Source organism: Alishewanella jeotgali KCTC 22429, assembly GCF_000245735.1.
GTDB lineage: Bacteria > Pseudomonadota > Gammaproteobacteria > Enterobacterales > Alteromonadaceae > Alishewanella > Alishewanella jeotgali.
This window is the reverse complement of the sequence record NZ_AHTH01000005.1, coordinates 294,475-310,895: the sequence shown is the minus strand read 5'-3', so window position 1 is coordinate 310,895 and position 16,421 is coordinate 294,475. Positions and strand designations below refer to the sequence as shown.

At 48.2% G+C, this 16,421-nt stretch carries 13 protein-coding genes and 6 tRNA genes; 11 read left to right on the top strand and 8 right to left on the bottom strand.

Annotation, left to right across the window (positions count from 1 at the left end; genetic code table 11):
* Nucleotides 1-3 precede the first annotated feature (3 nt).
* From AJE_RS02980 to AJE_RS02955, 6 genes are read right to left on the bottom strand one after another with little or no spacing between them, the layout of a single operon-like run.
* Entirely contained in the window at nt 4-1,899 is a 1,896-nt protein-coding gene (locus AJE_RS02980; protein WP_008949596.1) for an XrtA/PEP-CTERM system amidotransferase, read from the bottom strand.
* Between the two features lie 4 nt (nt 1,900-1,903).
* A complete protein-coding gene (locus AJE_RS02975; RefSeq protein ID WP_008949595.1) occupies nt 1,904-3,103 on the bottom strand; it encodes a TIGR03088 family PEP-CTERM/XrtA system glycosyltransferase in 1,200 nt (399 codons plus the stop codon).
* Nucleotides 3,100-4,635 carry an exosortase A gene (xrtA, locus tag AJE_RS02970; RefSeq protein ID WP_008949594.1) on the bottom strand — a complete coding sequence of 512 codons (1,536 nt, stop codon included), beginning with the start codon at nt 4,633-4,635 and terminating at the stop codon, nt 3,100-3,102. Before xrtA ends, AJE_RS02975 begins: the two co-directional genes overlap by 4 nt.
* A 3-nt stretch (nt 4,636-4,638) precedes the next feature.
* Nucleotides 4,639-5,664: a FemAB family XrtA/PEP-CTERM system-associated protein gene (locus AJE_RS02965; RefSeq protein ID WP_008949593.1), complete on the bottom strand. Its 1,026-nt coding sequence runs from the start codon at nt 5,662-5,664 to the stop codon at nt 4,639-4,641.
* Between the two features lie 14 nt (nt 5,665-5,678).
* Nucleotides 5,679-6,530: an XrtA system polysaccharide deacetylase gene (locus tag AJE_RS02960; protein ID WP_008949592.1), complete on the bottom strand. Its 852-nt coding sequence runs from the start codon at nt 6,528-6,530 to the stop codon at nt 5,679-5,681.
* 4 nt (nt 6,531-6,534) lie between these two features.
* Complete coding sequence (locus AJE_RS02955; protein ID WP_008949591.1) at nt 6,535-7,947, bottom strand: TIGR03013 family XrtA/PEP-CTERM system glycosyltransferase; 1,413 nt, start codon at nt 7,945-7,947, stop codon at nt 6,535-6,537.
* Nucleotides 7,948-8,175: 228 nt separating this feature from the next.
* On the opposite strand from AJE_RS02955, the gene AJE_RS02950 reads away from it, so the two are divergent.
* Genes AJE_RS02950 through AJE_RS02935 form a run of 4 tightly spaced genes read left to right on the top strand, consistent with a single transcriptional unit; the run spans nt 8,176 to nt 12,940 of the window.
* Nucleotides 8,176-8,823 (top strand): XrtA/PEP-CTERM system exopolysaccharide export protein, encoded by a 648-nt coding sequence (locus AJE_RS02950; RefSeq protein ID WP_008949590.1) that lies wholly within the window; start codon nt 8,176-8,178, stop codon nt 8,821-8,823.
* 46 nt (nt 8,824-8,869) lie between these two features.
* Entirely contained in the window at nt 8,870-10,459 is a 1,590-nt protein-coding gene (locus tag AJE_RS02945) for an XrtA system polysaccharide chain length determinant (RefSeq protein WP_008949589.1), read from the top strand.
* Nucleotides 10,456-11,331, top strand: coding sequence for an XrtA-associated tyrosine autokinase (locus AJE_RS02940; protein ID WP_008949588.1), 876 nt, complete (start codon nt 10,456-10,458; stop codon nt 11,329-11,331). The genes AJE_RS02945 and AJE_RS02940 overlap by 4 nt, the downstream gene beginning before the upstream one ends.
* 4 nt (nt 11,332-11,335) lie before the next feature.
* Nucleotides 11,336-12,940: a porin family protein gene (locus tag AJE_RS02935; RefSeq protein WP_138984186.1), complete on the top strand. Its 1,605-nt coding sequence runs from the start codon at nt 11,336-11,338 to the stop codon at nt 12,938-12,940.
* 15 nt (nt 12,941-12,955) lie between these two features.
* On the opposite strand, the gene AJE_RS02930 is transcribed toward AJE_RS02935, so the two are convergent.
* Complete coding sequence (locus AJE_RS02930; protein WP_008949586.1) at nt 12,956-13,957, bottom strand: ExeA family protein; 1,002 nt, start codon at nt 13,955-13,957, stop codon at nt 12,956-12,958.
* 220 nt (nt 13,958-14,177) lie between these two features.
* Between AJE_RS02930 and AJE_RS02925 the strand changes: the two genes are divergently transcribed.
* From AJE_RS02925 to AJE_RS02900, 6 genes are all read left to right on the top strand, one after another.
* Nucleotides 14,178-14,253, top strand: a tRNA-Ala gene (locus AJE_RS02925).
* 12 nt (nt 14,254-14,265) lie between these two features.
* Nucleotides 14,266-14,341 (top strand) — tRNA-Glu (locus AJE_RS02920).
* A gap of 33 nt (nt 14,342-14,374) precedes the next feature.
* Nucleotides 14,375-14,450 (top strand) — tRNA-Glu (locus tag AJE_RS02915).
* 26 nt (nt 14,451-14,476) lie between these two features.
* Nucleotides 14,477-14,552: transfer RNA gene (locus AJE_RS02910), tRNA-Glu, on the top strand.
* A 46-nt stretch (nt 14,553-14,598) separates the two neighbouring features.
* A tRNA-Ala gene (locus tag AJE_RS02905) sits at nt 14,599-14,674 on the top strand.
* 11 nt (nt 14,675-14,685) lie between these two features.
* A tRNA-Glu gene (locus AJE_RS02900) sits at nt 14,686-14,761 on the top strand.
* Nucleotides 14,762-15,148: 387 nt separating this feature from the next.
* Here the strand turns inward: AJE_RS02900 and AJE_RS02895 are convergent.
* The gene (locus AJE_RS02895; protein ID WP_008949585.1) at nt 15,149-15,733 is read right to left on the bottom strand and encodes an arylesterase; all 585 of its coding nucleotides are present in this window, start codon (nt 15,731-15,733) and stop codon (nt 15,149-15,151) included.
* Between AJE_RS02895 and AJE_RS02890 the strand changes: the two genes are divergently transcribed.
* The gene (locus tag AJE_RS02890; RefSeq protein WP_008949584.1) at nt 15,732-16,421 is read left to right on the top strand and encodes an ABC transporter ATP-binding protein; all 690 of its coding nucleotides are present in this window, start codon (nt 15,732-15,734) and stop codon (nt 16,419-16,421) included. The two genes, AJE_RS02895 and AJE_RS02890, sit on opposite strands and share 2 nt — an antisense overlap.

Sequence of the window (16,421 nt, the reverse complement as noted above, 5' to 3'; positions counted from 1 at the left end):
CGCTTACCCCAACTGCTGCTGATAAAATTGAGAAAACATCAGTAAGCTCCACAGCGCCGAACTGTGATCGTGCTGGCCACTCTGGTGTTGCTGATATAAACGCTGAATATAGGCCTGATTAAAAAGCCCGGCATCGGCCAGAGCCTCACTCGACAATGCCTGCTGCAATGCCTGCTTTAATGGTCCGCGAAACCAACTGGCCAAGGGGACGGCAAAGCCCATTTTTTTACGATACAGGATATCGTGCGGCAAATAGGGCTCCAGGGCCTGTTTAAAGGCAGCTTTGCCCTCCTGGCCCTGAATATTCATGGCGGAGGGGATGCGGCTGGCCCATTCAACAAATTTATGATCCAACAGTGGCACCCGGACCTCCAGCGAATGGGCCATGCTGGCGCGGTCGACCTTGGTCAGAATATCGCCAACGAGATAGGTTTTCATATCCAGATATTGCACCAGCTTCAGCGGATCATCGGTTTTAGCGTTAACGGCATGGCGCTCAAACACCTCATTGGCGCTATAGCCAGCCAGATGCTGCTTTAACTGCGGTGAAAATAACTGAGCGCGCGCATCGGCTCGCATAATAGAAACGGCGTTGCAATAGCCATCTAATGCTGACATAGCGAGGGATTGAAAGGTGGTTTTGGCTCTGACAAAGCGCGGTGCCCAATCCAGTTTCGGGTAGTGCCGGCCCAGGGGGCCAAAGATGTGACGGCGCATAGCATCCGGCAACATGCTGCGCATTTTTTCTTCATGTAACTGAAAGCGGTAGCGACGGTAACCGGCAAACAGCTCATCGCCGCCATCACCTGATAAGGCAACGGTAACATGCTGTCGGGCCAACTGGCACACCCGGTAAGTCGGGATGGCGGAGCTGTCGGCGTAAGGTTCGTCATATAGTGTCACCAGCTTATCCACCAATGAAAAATCATTACGATCGACCTGTCCGGTGCGATGATTGGTGTGATACTGCTGTGCAACTTTGTTGGCATAGTCGGTTTCATCAAAACGCTGGTCATCAAAACCAATAGAGCAGGTGTTGACGGCTTTGTCTTGTTGAATTTTTGCCATTAGCGCTACAACGGCGCTGGAATCGACCCCTCCGGATAAAAATGCACCCAGCGGTACTTCGGCTATCAACCGGATATCCACGGCTTCTTCTAAGCGAGGTATTAACTGCTCTTTTACTTCGGCAGCAGTCAGAGCCGGGCCGGAAAAGTCGATATCCCAATACTGTTGTTGGCGAATCGATGCGGGCTGGCTTTTATCCAGCAAAATATAGTGTCCGGGGCTGAGTTTAAAGGCATCGGCAAAAATCGTATTCGGCTCTGCGACATAGCCAAAGGTAAAATACTGTTCTATACCCGGGTAATACAGGTTTTTGTTAAAATCGGGATGGCCGGTAATGACCTTAAGCTCAGAGCCAAAAATCAATTTATCTCCGGGCAGCAGCGCATAAAACAGCGGCTTAATGCCCATCCGATCGCGGGCTAAAAATAATTGTTGTTTCGGTCTGTCCCAGATCGCAAAGGCAAACATACCGCGAAAATGCTTAACACAGTCAACGCCCCATTCCTCCCAGGCATGAACTATGGTTTCGGTGTCACCATGGGTAGAAAATATATGGCCTTTCGCTTTTAGCTGCTGGGTCAACTCAGCAAAGTTGTAGATTTCGCCGTTAAACACCACGGCTACTTCACCGGTTTCATTAAACAGCGGTTGGTGGCTACCGGCGATATCGATAATCGATAACCGGCGGTGCGCTAAACCTAAGCCGGGCTCCAGATGAAAACCATCGGCGTCAGGACCGCGATGTGATTGCAGGCTATTTAGTTGTTTCAGTAGCAGGCTGTCGACCTGCTGGTTGTCCTGTAAATGTAAAATACCGGCGATACCGCACATAATATTAAGCGTCCTCTGCTGAGTAAGTGATGGCGGGCAGGCGTTGTAAGTACAGCGCCTGGTAGCGGCTGACCATAGATTGAATACTAAAATGCAGCACCGCCGCGTTGCGAGCACGCTGACAGCTTTGCTGCAGCTGAGCCGGTTGCTGATAGCAGTGGTAAAGCCGTTGTTTTAACGCTGTCAGGTTTTGGCTTTCAAACAGCCAGCCGTTACTGCCGTCTTCCACTAAATCAGGATTCCCACCAACCTTACTGGCGATAATGGCTAATCCGGAAGCCATCGCCTCTAAAATCGTATTTGAAATTCCCTCTGCCAATGAAGGTAAGACAAAGACCGAGCAGCCAACCAGAATGCTGGCGATATCGTCCCGATTACCCGGTAGCCAGCTTTGGGCATCGAGTCCGGCATGTTGCAGTTGGTTCATCAGCTCAGTCCGTGCCGTGCCATCGCCCACTATCACAAGAGCCGTCTGTTCTTTAAAGGCGGCATCTTGCTGGCAGAGCTCGATATAAGCTGATACCAAAAGAGGATGATTTTTAACCGGCACCATCCGGCCAACACTAACAAAAATCATCCGCTGACTATCGCGAAGTGATGGGGGTAAGCTACTTTGCGCCCGTGCTTTCGGGCTGAATTTCTCGGTATCAACACCATTGCAAATTAAATTCAGCTGCGATGAGGGGACTTTAATCTTCTGTTGTAGGTAGGCTTTGCCCTCTTTTGACAGGCAAACATATTGATGAACAAAGCGTTTAAAAAAGCGCTTTAACCAAATATATTTTTTGTTTACGCCGGCGAGATCTTTGATATCCCAACCATGTTCGCCATGAATACGTAACGGAACTCTGGCCAGCCAGGCGCAAAGTTGATACTCCAGCGCAGCAATATTTCTGCTATGGCAGACATCGGGTTGCAGCTGGCGCAATAATTTGTAAGCTCGGACAAAGGATCGCGGATCTTGGCCCGGTCGCTTGTGTAGACTATACAGCTTGACATTAGTTACCTGGATGCGCTTGATAAAATCGGCGTCATAATCGGTCAGGCACACAATACTATGTTTAAATTGTTGTGGGTCTAACTGATTGATCAGATTTACCACGCCATTCTCCAAACCACCGGTACGAAAACTCCAGACAATATGACAAATATGGATCGCTTGCCGTTGCGGATGATATGCGATGTCGGTCACAGCAGTCGTCATGGCTTCCGCTCCTGTGCCGTCATCAATTGAGGCGTTGTCGTTCCGGCGTTCGCCTGACGCAGCAGCGGAAATTTTTGCTCCAGCAAACTGGTTAACTGGCTGCGGGCCTGATTGATATCGACATCGTAGTTGATACTTATGGCAAAAAAACTGCCATGCTGACTAATATGGAATACCTTGCCGACGGCCTGCATCGCAGTAATCAGATAAGGATTCGCTGAGAAAAAGTCACCACTGCCATACCAATACCAAAGCAAGCGTTTACGACCATCCGTGGCTCGCAAATCGACTTCCTGAATTCCTAAGGTTTTATCGGGCAATAATAGCTGTTGTTTTCTCTGGCTGGCTGGTGTCCAGTGATTGCGCTGATAGGGTTGGTTATGCCAACTCACCAGTTTTTGCTGGTCCGTATGTTGATAAAAAGCAGCATAAAACAGGATTGGAGACTCGCCCAGCACCCAGATCCCGGATAGATGATCTGAGCTGTGCATAAAGGCTGGTTGATGTTGTGGATGCTCATCGGGCTCCAGCAACATAGCTAAAGCTTTCACATCATAGACTGCTGTTGAAGAGAGCGGTGGCAGCAAATGGGGCGCTGCGGTCGGCAGCAATAAAATCAAGATACCAAACAGACTGCTCCGTGCTGGTGCACCTGAAGAGGAGGCGTGGTTTACTTCAAAGGGCTCGCGAGTGCTATCGGCCCAAAAGCTGCCAATATAGAACATAAAGAACATCAATAACCCAAAAAACAACCAGCCATAAATGAGATGATCAACACCAACAGCATGTTGCATATCGGTTAAATGAGCAACCAGGACAATACCATAAGCCCGGATGCCGTTGGCTAAAATGGGTAACACTATTGCAAACAGACAAAACAGCAGCTGTTTAAGTCGACTTTGATAATTTAGGTAAGCGTACAAGGTGCCAAGTGCAAAGGAGGCAATTAAATATCTTACCCCGGAGCAGGCCTCTGCCACCAGGAACATACCGGTTGGGGTGGCCAGATAGAGTCCATCCCTAAACACGGGAATATTTGAAAGTTGTAGCGCGTAAACGGTGATATCGGCAGTGATATTTTGCATCGGCGCCACCAGCCCGTCTCCCATTGGCACCGCAAATATCAGGTAGGCAAACGGAAATAATAACAATCTGAGTATGTTCCAACCACAGCTGAGCCAAACCAGCATGGGTAGCATTAAAACGACACTCAATTGCTTAAAAACATTCACCGCAACGGCATCAGCGAAAAACCAGCCAAGGATTAAAAGTAACAATGGTAGTAGTGCCAGGTTTGAACTGTTAAGCCCGGTTTCTGCCAGCTGAGTCCGCTTTCGCCAGATCAAAAACAGGCTAATAGGAAAGATCAAAAAGCCGTGGGCATAGGTATCAGAGCGTTGCCAGATTTCGACCATTGAATGCAGTGTTGGCCAGAAACACAGTAACCACGCCAGTAACAGGGCAAATAAACCAAGCACGTGCGGATTAGTGGCTAAAAGTGAAAAGGTGTTATGCAGCGAGCTTCGTGGCATAGGCTACCCCAAGTACCGGGATAATTTGGGGCCCAGCCATTGACTTAAGGCCAGGGGTAATTTTTTCCACAATGCAATAAATAATTGATATTTAGGATTGTTCGGGCTGAGGTTGGGTAGTGCTGTAGCTTTAATCAGGACATATTGATAAGGTAATTCAACCGGCTGCATACCCCAATGTCTTTTATAATGATAAGCACCCGAATCAATCTTACTGCGGCCAAAATCGTAACGGGTACAGCCCTTATCCAAACGGGCATGACACATTAGCTGGTAGTACATCAGATCATTGCTTTTCAGATCTTTAGCGTCGCGGGTGCCGCCGCCGTAATAAGGTAGTACCTCATCCTTAAAATAAAAGCTCAACACCGAAGATACGGCCTTACCTGCGTCCCTTACCGTCAGAATTTCCGTGCGCTCTTTAAAACTAGTGACAATTTTTTCAAAAAAAGCCTTGCTAAACACAGGCGTACCAAGGTTTAACACACTTTCAGAATAGGTGCGGTAGAAGTCTTGTAGGTTTGAATCCAGCGAGTAGGTTAGGTTGCCATTCAAAGCATGTCTGAGTACGGCTCGTTGTTTCTTTTTAACGCCAGCCAGGATCTGCTCTGCATTCTCAGCCAGCGCACATTGAAAAGACGCATGCTGAATCCTTACCTGCAGCTGATTAGCCTGCGGTAAAGGATACCGCAGTTCCAGATAATCGACAGCTAGCTGTTGCGCTAGCTTAATTGCTGCCGACTCCAAAAAACGTTTAACGGGGTCCGCTCCCAGAGCGCCACCATAAACACAAAAGGGCGTAGAAACCAAAGCATCACCAAATAACCAACTTTTAACCCGGGCCAGCGGTAAAACACCAACAATGCTATCTTGCTCTGTGGCGTACAAATAGTGGCACTGATGACCGCTATCCGCGATCACCTCACGCCAGCCTGCCAGATGAAAAAAGCTACCGTCAGCAGTCTGCTCAACAAAGGCATCCCAGGCATCTGCAGGCTCATTAAGTGTAAGAGTGTGCAACTGATACATCTAATTCCTTGTCGTCACATAAAATAGGGGCGATAAACGTCTTGTACGCTACGCCACTGAAAATCTTGTAGTAGCCGGCTCAGCTTGCCCTGCATGCGGTTCAAATTGGTGTAATGGCGAAATCGTGATTTATAAGGTGCAGCATCTATCCGGGGTTGCTCCGGGTCGATCTCCCATGGGTGAAAATAAAACATATAGGGTGACGCTGATTGTTGCAGATACTGCTCGATGCACTTTTTGCTTAGCCAATAAGGTAACAACCTGAAATAACCGCCACCGGCAATCGGCCATTGCCGGCCAACTTTATTCAGCACTGGCATCGGACACTCCCAAATGCCCTCAGGTCTGAGATAGGGTTGTTGTGGCCAATCTGGGGTGCCGTACAAATCGTGTTTAACCGGATAGGTACTAGAGCTATACAGGTAGCCGGCGGCCTTTAACTCGGTAAAGGCCCATTCATTGGTTTTATCAATAGAGAAGCTCGGAGCCCGATAACCATAGACGGCAGTGCCAGTGATATCCTCCAGCAGGTTTTTGGTATCGGTAATATCTTTGGCAAATTCCGCGCGGCTTTGCTGTGTCGCCTTAATATGATTAAAGCCATGGCTAGCCACCTCATGTCCGGCTTTAACCAGATCCCTTACCAGCTCTGGGTAGCGCTTAGCTACCCACCCCAACAGGAAAAAGGTGGCTTTGGCATCGTATCGTGCAAATAGCTCCAGCAATTTATAGGTATTGGCTTCGACCCGTACCGGCATCTTTGCCCAATCTGCAGGTAGAATGGTTTTCTCGAAAGCGGCAACATGGAAATAGTCCTCGACATCTACCGTTAGCGCACTGGTGGGTTTGATCGGTAAAGTGTTCACTCGGTTAGCGTCCTTTACCAAAAATTACAATTTCCACAGTGCGGATCAAAATTGTCAGGTCGAGTAACAAACTGCGGTGTTTAATGTAGTACAAATCAAATTTCAGTTTTTCCAAGGCATCTTCGGCGGAAGCACCATAAGGATATTTCAGCTGAGCCCAGCCTGTCAGTCCGGGGCGAACATTATGTCGCTGCGAGTAATAGGGAATATCTTTAGCCAGTTGGGTCACAAACTCTGGTCGCTCTGGGCGTGGGCCAACGAAACCCATTTCTCCTTTTAAAACGTTAAACAACTGGGGTAATTCATCGATCCGATACTTGCGGATAATGCGGCCTACCTGTGTCACCCGGTCATCATTGCTAACAGCCCACTGAGCACCATTTTTCTCGGCATCTTGCCGCATACTGCGAAACTTGATGATTTGAAACGGCTTACCGTCAAACCCAACCCGGGTTTGACGGTAGAAAATCGGTGCGCCGGTTTTTCTGCCGTCTTCAAAGTAAATGCATAACGCGGTTAACAGCATCAATGGCCAGGTCAGCGCAAGCGTTATCAGCGCAAGCAATACATTGAGACGATAATCCAGGTTAGTCCGAAAACGTTGACTTAGTGATAAACCGTTCGAGTAAATAACCCAGCTGGGATAGATAAGATTAACCGCTATTTGTCCGGTTTCACTTTCGATAAAATCAAGGATGTCCGTAACATCAATACCTCTTGTTTTGCATTTGAACAGTAAATCCACCGGCAGCATATTGCGGCGCTCATCACAGGCAATGACCAGCTGGTCAATTTTGTTTCGCTCTGAGAAATCAAATAATTCGCTCAGATCCGGCAAGGCAACTTGCTTTTCTGCAGGGATAAAACCTTCTTTATCACCGGCAATTTTTACGAAACCGACCAACTCAAAGTAACGTCGGTCAACATTACGGCGCATCCGTTTTTCGATAATGGCGGCGCGTTCACCCGACCCCAGCACCAGCACACGGCGGCGGCTTAACTGTGATATGTCATGATATCGAAAAAATGCCCGGTAGCCGGATACCAGAATCACCGCGATTATTGATGTCACTATTAAGGTGGCAAAACCTGGATCCATCGCTGGCGACAGGTTAAATACCACGACTGTCAGTAGCAGCAGGTTAAAACATTGAGTCAGTAATACCCGTTTTATAATGCCGGTATGAGTTTCACGAAGTTTTTGATCGTAGAGCCCGAGCGATAATGAACACAGCATGGTGCTACATGCGAAAACTACAACATAGATGAGCTGCCATTCGGCGGGTAGGAGGGTGGCAAAGCTAAACGACGAACAGAGCAAGTATCCGATATGCCCTGACGCTAAAATCAGGCTTAACTCGCCTAAGATCAGTATTTTATCTGATACTTTGCTGCGATGACTCCATGTGCTTAGCATAATACTTCCTTGGAACTAAACTGCCTACGACAATTAGACGGAAATACACGCGTTTGTCTTCCAGACTACAAAACAGGAACAACAGGAACAAACCGCTGTCTGAATTTTAATCTAGCTGAATGTTGGCTTAATTTCTAGCCAATTTCTTAAATAAATGATTTAAAAATAGCAGCAGAAAGACTATTGTTTAGTTATATTGGTTAAGCAATAGACAAAAGGATGCGTTTTATGACTACTAAACCTCTGTGCCAAGCTGCAGTAAAATCGTTAGTTGTTGTTTCGTTGCTCAGCCTGATGCTGACCGGTTGTGCAAACAACAATACCTTACCCCGCGCCACTGTTCATACCTCGCAAACTACTTCGGTTGATAACTATCAGTATCTTATCGGTCCTGCAGATACCCTGACGATCTTCGTGTGGCGCAACCCTGAATTGTCTGGCTCTTTTATTGTGCGCCCGGATGGACAAATTTCTACGTCCTTAGTTGAGGACGTACCGGTAAGTGGAAAAACGCCAACGCAGGTGGCTCGGGAAATGGAGCAAATTCTGGGTAAATATATTCGGGACCCGGTCGTAACCGTTTCAGTAAACAACTTTGTCGGTCCCTTTAGCGAACAGGTAAGGGTAATTGGTCAAGCCACGAATCCGCAAGCGGTGAACTATCGTCAATACATGACATTACTGGACCTGATGATTTCAGTGGGGGGCCTAACCGAATTTGCGGCGGGTAACAGTGCTAAATTGGTCCGAACAACCAATGGCTCACAGCGAACCTTTAAAGTTCGTTTGGACGATCTGATCAGAGAGGGGGATATCTCGGCTAATGTCGATATTCTGCCTGGCGACATCATTATTATTCCGGAGGCCTGGTTTTAATCGGTAGTCTGTAGTCGGCAGTTCAGGTATGTTCACGGAGGAGTAAATGAAGGAAATTCATCAGGCGCTAGAGGTAATACAAACTTACCTCCAGGGTATTTGGCTGCGTCGCCGCTATATTGTTATTACAGCTTGGCTGGTATGTCCGATAGGCTGGTTTTATGTGTATAAAATGCCACCTGTATATGAAGCCAATGCGCGTTTATATGTTGAGACCAGTACCTTCCTGGAGCCGCTACTACGAGGGCTGGCGATTAGAACCAACCCCGATGATCAAATCAGGTTGATGGCCCGAACCTTACTTTCCAGACCCAATCTCGAAAAAATTGCCAGAGCGACCGATTTAGATGTGCGGGCACTTAACGACAAGGATTTTGAGCGCCTAATCGATAGCCTGCAGAGAAACATTAAAATCTCTGCAACGGGTAGAGATGATATTTATGCCATCTCTTTTAAAGACCCTGAACCGCAAGTTGCACTGAGGGTGGTCAGAGAAACGTTAAATACCTTTGTCGAAAATCAGGTCGGGTCCAGTCGTGCAGATTCGCAGGCGGCAGAGCGTTTTTTAAATCTTGAAATTGCAGAATACGAGCGACGCTTAATTGAGGCAGAGCTAAAACTTTCAGACTTTAAAAAGAGCCGACTTAATATGTTGCCGGGGTCGGATCGTGATTACTACTCGCAACTGACTCAGGAAATGCAGCGGCTTGAAGCCTCCCGCCTTGAACTGCGCGAACTAGAAACACGGCTGGCGAGTGCAAAAAGTCAAATGGCAGGTGAAGAGCCGGTGTTTGGTATTATGCCCTACAGTGGCAGTGGTGTTGGTGTTGCTACCCAGTACGATGAACGGATCCGCAGCCTGCAAGCCCAACAAGACGCCTTGTTGATTCGCTTTACTGAAAATCACCCGGACGTGCTCGAAACCCGGCGTTTGCTCGATAGCTTAACCGCACAGCGAGAATTAGAGCTGAAAAACCTGGCCAGTATTGCCGCTGACCGGCCAGCGGCGGGGATTAATTCTAATCCGGTCTATCAAGAGTTACGCATCCTGGCATCGCGATTGGAAACCGAAGCAGCCTCGGCCCGGGTTAGGGTAAAAGCCTATGAGTCACGGGTTGCCGAACTGGAAGGCCGTTTAAATCTAATACCAGAGTTAGAAGCCGAGTTTACTGCGTTAAATCGGGATTACGATGTTAACAAATCTAAGTATGAAGCTTTGCTGGCAAGACGTGAAGCGGCAGAATTATCGCGGCGGGCAGATGCTTCAGAGCAGAGCGTTCAGTTTAATATTATTGAACCGCCCAGAGTGCCATTATCGCCATCCGGCCCGAATAAAGGGTTGTTCTATTCAGCAGTGCTGGTTATGGGTATCGCAGCAGGTATCGGTATGGCATTTTTACGAAGCTTGATTTCTCCGGTACTGTCAAGAGCATCACAGCTGCAAGCCATCAGTGATTTCCCCGTGTTTGGGGTGGTGTCGCATGTGCACAAAGCACAGATCCTGCGCCAATACCGGTTGCATCTGGCGTATTTCCTGGTACTCGGCGGCGCCTTGGTGATGTTCTATCTGTTGTTGTTAACTAATGATATGTTATTTGGCCGACCTGCTGCGTTGTTAATGGGGATAATTCGATGAGTATTATTGAACAGGCCGTCAGTCAGCAACGGGCAAAACTGCATAGCAGTGATACACCAAAGCAACGTCAGGCTGCAATTCCCGATGAACGCGACGAGCAGGTGTTGGCCGCTGCCGAAGCGCAGGTAAGGGAGCATGCGCGGCAGCATGTAGAACTGGATCTGAGCCGGCTGGAGCAAATGCACTTTGTGTCGGCGACAAAAGAGCGTCGGTTAATTAATGAAGAATACCGGGTGATCAAGCGTAAGCTGATCAGCAATGCTTTTGGTGCGCTTAGTTCGACACTAAAACATCCAAACTTAATTCTGGTTACCAGCTCCAGGCCAGGTGAGGGCAAAACCTTTTCAGCCATTAATCTGGCACTCAGTATTGCGTTGGAACAGGATAAAACCGTGCTACTGGTGGATGCTGATGTCTTAAGACCTAAAGTAAGTAAAACCTTAAATATTGCCTGTGATGTCGGTTTAACTGACTACTTACAGTCTGCGACAATGTCGGTTAGCGATATTATTGTTGCAACCAACATTGAACGGCTAAAGCTCATCACTGCCGGCTCCCCACATCATTTATCTACCGAGTTACTGGCCAGTCAACGTATGGTCGATTTAGCGGAGCAATTCGCTAGCCGATATCCCGATCGGATCGTGATTTTTGATGCTCCACCTTTGCTCGGCGTCAACGAAACGGCAGTTTTGGCCAGTATGTGCGGACAAGCTTTACTAGTACTGGAAGAGAACAAAACACGATTGACGGAGATTGAGCAGTCGGTGTCCTTACTACCAACGGATATGGCCGTTGGGTTTCTCATCAACAAAGCATGCCGCAATCAAGGCAAGGGTTACGGCTATGGGTACTATTATGGTGCGGAGTAGCAAGATGCTAATTAAAGCCAATGCTTACACCTTAACCGTGCTGGCATTAATTCCAATGGCCGTAACGTCTTCACTGGTTCGGGCGGCTGAGACAAAGTTGTCGCCAGAATTAAGGACAGCTATTTACGGCTATCAATTAGAAAATGCTGACCAGGATGGCAAAGTCGAAGACTCTGCGTGGGAATTGGCACCGTCCATTCTCTGGCAACGTCAGGCCGCGAATATGAGTACCAGGCTAAGTTGGCAGCATGAAACCATTTTTTATTCTGATGATCAGCGTAACAAACTCAGTTTTAATGACCTGGGGTTGAATAACCAGATACGATTTTTTCAACAACGAATCGCCTGGGATCTCGATGCAAGTCAGAGTTATCAGGTTAGAAACAGCCGGCAAGGCGTGTTTTCAGACAAGATCACCGGCGCTGAGAATCTCAGTAAAGTGCAACGTTTGGGAACGGGTTTAGCCTATCGGAGTTTACCGACGGCACAATATCAAACCGATGTGCAGCTGCGATTTGACACCATGGATAGTGCCCGGCCAATAGTTGATGATGATTTACAAGAGCTCAGTACGGATATATATAGTGCCAGTTGGCTCTTTGGTAGTAATCAACGTGGGTTGAATTTCTTTTGGCAGTACTCCGGACGTTGGCAAGCTTATGATCGTTCAGCAGGCTCTGATGTCTCCAGTCTGAACCATATCGCAATCATCGGCGTTCCCATAGCGCCTAAAGTGTCTGTTGTTGGCCGTGCTGGTTCAGAGCGGGTTGATAATAGTAGTACCTATGATAATAACTTTGATTTTTTTGGTGCCGGCGTCGAGTTTCGTTTTGGTGTGCGTTCAAGGATCAATGTTACAATGAACCGAAGTGACTCGGAAATAGCGGGACAAAAAAAGCAAACCGATACCTATGTCGCTTCAGACTTCCTTATCGCGCCAACCCGGCGAACCAGGTTAGAAGGCTCATTCGACCGGCGGTATTTTGGCCGTACACTGCAACTAACTGGTAATTATGATTTACGATTCTTATCGATGCGATTGCGAATGAGTGAAGCAGTGCGTACGCAAAATGCGTTTGAGCGGGAACAGGAAGAGTTGGGTATTTTCGTTTGTCCAGATGGCAGTAATGACCTGGCCAGTTGCTTTAAACCGCCTAGTGATAGATATGTGCCGGTATTTGGCGAATCGCTGCAACGGGTAACGCTGCTGAATGTTGAATTACGCGAAGAGTTGGTCGAGGTGCGCAGTACGGGGTTTAGCTTAGGCTACAGTAAAAATCGGCTGAATCTCAATCTGACGGCGAACGACAGCGAAACCCGCTATGTTGAAACGGGTAATCTTAATCAGAATCGTAGTCTGGCATTGCAAGCGAGCTGGCGTTTTAATGACAATAACAAGGTCGCGGCAAACCTCAGTATTTACCGCATTGATTATCGTTCGGGTAACCGTAAAGATGACAATATCTCTGCCGCGGTCAGCTATCATCGCACATTAAACGACAAGTCTGATTTAACGGTAACAGCAAGACGTTTAGAGCGGGATTCAACCGATCCTGATTTTGATAATAGCGAAAGCCGCATCTGGGTAGAGTATCGCTATCGCTTCTAATGGGAGAGCAGGGGGTTAGAGTTTATCTCCTTGCTCCTTTTGCTTTTTCAGAATCAGCTCATCGAGCTCTTTCAGCATTCTAATTTTTAGTTCAAGTGAATCATTAAGCAACTGTTGGATTGGCTCGTTAACCAGGTCTGGTGCCGTAACCGCAGAGGACGTTCTCAACGGCTGAGATGACGAAAAAGCCGACTCGGTTTGCTGATGCGTGATTTCACCCTGTATCTCGGTGATCACTTTTTCAATATGTTCCTGTGTCAGAAAGGTTTGTTGCTCTAAAAATCCTAATAGCAGCACCCGGTCCATCAATAAGTTAATTTTACGCGGGATCCCACGGCTAAATCGATGGATCAGCGGGTAGGCTTCCTGGCAAAGTAAGGGTTCTTTCAAACCGGCAGTTCTTAGCCTAAATTCAATGTATTCCCGGGTTTCGTCTTCCTGCAGTGGAGTGAGGTTGGTCGAGGCGATAATTCGTTGCCGGAACTGCTCCATATTAGGAGCCTGAATAATGGCATTCAGCTCGTTTTGGCCGAGTAAAAAACTTTGGATCAGGGGAGTGCCGTTAAGCTGAAAGTTTGACAGCATCCGTAACTCTTCTATTGACTCGAGCGGCAAGTTTTGTGCCTCGTCAACTAATAGCAAAGCTCGTCTATGCTGAGTGTGTAACCGCTTTAAATATAAATAAATAGCATCAAGATAACTGGCTTTGCCATGTTCGGTCACAACCAGATTAAAACTGCTGGCAATCATCCTAATTAAATCATCCGGTGCTAACTTGGAGGTGACAATTTGCCGCGCCACGATTTCGTCTGGGCTTAGCTGTGCCAGCAATTGATTAGCGATGGTGGTCTTACCGGTACCAACATCACCGGTAATAACAATAAAACCCTCACCTTGGGATAAACCATACTGTAGGTAGGCCAGTGCTTTTTTGTGAAGTTTGCCAGCATAAAAGCAAGCCGCGCTTGGGGTAAGCTGAAAAGGGCGCTCAGAAAATCCATAATATGACTCGTACATAACCTTCCTTATGTTGTTCGAAATCTTTCTGTTGCCGCTGCTGAGTCACTGGCTTGTGTTAGCAGTTATAGCTATTTAAGCACTTTTTTTAGACAGAGTCTAAAATTTGCCCGAACAATCTTGCTGTTATAAAAAATTGTTGACAGGGATCAGCGCTAACCCTAGAATGCGCCCCGTGTTCAGCGATAACGCTTGCGTGTCGATGAGCATAGAAAAGTGTGGGGCTATAGCTCAGCTGGGAGAGCGCTTGCATGGCATGCAAGAGGTCAGCGGTTCGATCCCGCTTAGCTCCACCAAGATTTTATTGCGTCCCCTTCGTCTAGAGGCCTAGGACACCGCCCTTTCACGGCGGTAACAGGGGTTCGAATCCCCTAGGGGACGCCACTAAATCTACACACTTTTCAAGACTGTTACAGCGTCCCCTTCGTCTAGAGGCCTAGGACACCGCCCTTTCACGGCGGTAACAGGGGTTCGAATCCCCTAGGGGACGCCACTTCAGTCACACCAGCACACTGTTATGTCCCCTTCGTCTAGAGGCCTAGGACACCGCCCTTTCACGGCGGTAACAGGGGTTCGAATCCCCTAGGGGACGCCACTTCTTGAGGTGGTATTTTCCTGGACTAACAGTTCCAACCTGATTCGGGGCTATAGCTCAGCTGGGAGAGCGCTTGCATGGCATGCAAGAGGTCAGCGGTTCGATCCCGCTTAGCTCCACCAATTTCCAGTGCGTCCCCTTCGTCTAGAGGCCTAGGACACCGCCCTTTCACGGCGGTAACAGGGGTTCGAATCCCCTAGGGGACGCCATATTAATTTCTCGCATTAGGACACCGCGCTGTCCAATTTCCACGGCATTAACAGATGTTGGAATCCCCTAGGGGACGCCATCTATCATATCTTCTACTTTATTTATCTAGCTCATCGTATCGCCGTGAGGGCGGTGTGACACCGCGCTATCATTTTGCACGGCGGTAACAGGGGTTCGAATCCCCTAGGGGACGCCATATTAATTTCTCGCATTAGGACACCGCGCTGTCCAATTTCCACGGCATTAACAGATGTTCGAATCCCCTAGGGGACGCCATCTATCATATCTTCTACTTTATTTATCTAGCTCATCGTATCGCCGTGAGGGCGGTGTGACACCGCGCCGGCGTTATGAAAGCGCGCCTGGGTATCGGCGCAATTTTCAATTTACTCTGCTAACTGCTGCACTAAAGGTAACATCAGGTCCCGGATCAAAGGCTGTGCCTGAGCGTTCGGGTGGATGCCATCCGGCATCATCAATTCCGGGCGGATCGCGATTTCATCCATAAAAAATGGCCACAGCGGTATCTGATGTGCTGCGGCAAGTTGTGGATAAATATCGGTAAAGCGCGCCACATAGCGTGGTCCATAGTTCGGTGGGATCCGTATTTGCATTAACAATGGCTGGGCATTATGCTGTTTGGCCAGTTCAATCATTTGTTGCAGATTATTTGCGATTAATTGTGGGTCAAAACCACGCAGGCCATCATTGCCACCAAGCTCAATTAATACCCAGCGTGGCTGATGTTGTTGCAATAATGCCGGTAAGCGGGCCAGGCCACCACCGGTGGTTTCGCCACTGATGCTGGCGTTAACCAGTTGTACCGGACTTTTGGCGGCCAGCAGGGCAGGCCAGCCTTCATGCTCTTGCAAGCCATAAGCTGCACTTAGGCTATCACCCATAATCAGCAGTTTGTCGGCGGCAGCAGACCAACTTATTAAACAGAACAATATAACGAAGATAATGCGCATGACGACAACACCTGAAATTCATATTAAAGCCAATCATCTGGCTAAACGGGTCAACCTGAATGAAGGATCACTGACTATCCTGCATGATATCAGCCTGACAATCAATCGTGGGGAGTCGGTGGCCATAGTAGGGGCGTCCGGCTCCGGTAAATCGACGTTATTAAGCTTACTCGCCGGCTTAGATCTACCCACTAGCGGTGAAGTTCAACTGGCTGGTCATCCATTGCATCAGCTATCAGAAGATCAGCGCGCCGGGGTGCGGGCCAGTCAGGTCGGTTTTGTATTTCAGTCGTTTTTACTATTACCGGCACTAACGGCATTGGAGAACGTCACCTTACCTGCGGAATTAGCCGGCGATCGCCGCGCCCGCTCCCGCGGTTTAGAGTTGTTACAGTTGGTCGGGCTAAGTGAGAGGGCTGACTTTTATCCGTCACAGCTCTCTGGTGGCGAACAACAGCGGGTAGCTATTGCCCGGGCTTTTATTACCCGCCCGGCAATCTTATTTGCCGATGAACCGTCCGCCAATCTGGATGCAGTGACCGGCCAAAGGATCGAAGACTTATTGTTTGAGTTAAATGAGCAGCAAGGTACCACCCTGGTGTTGGTCACACATAGCGAAGCGCTGGCGAAACGCTGTCAGCGACAACTGAAAATGCAGGCCGGCCGCTTTGTCCAAGAGGAGCAATAA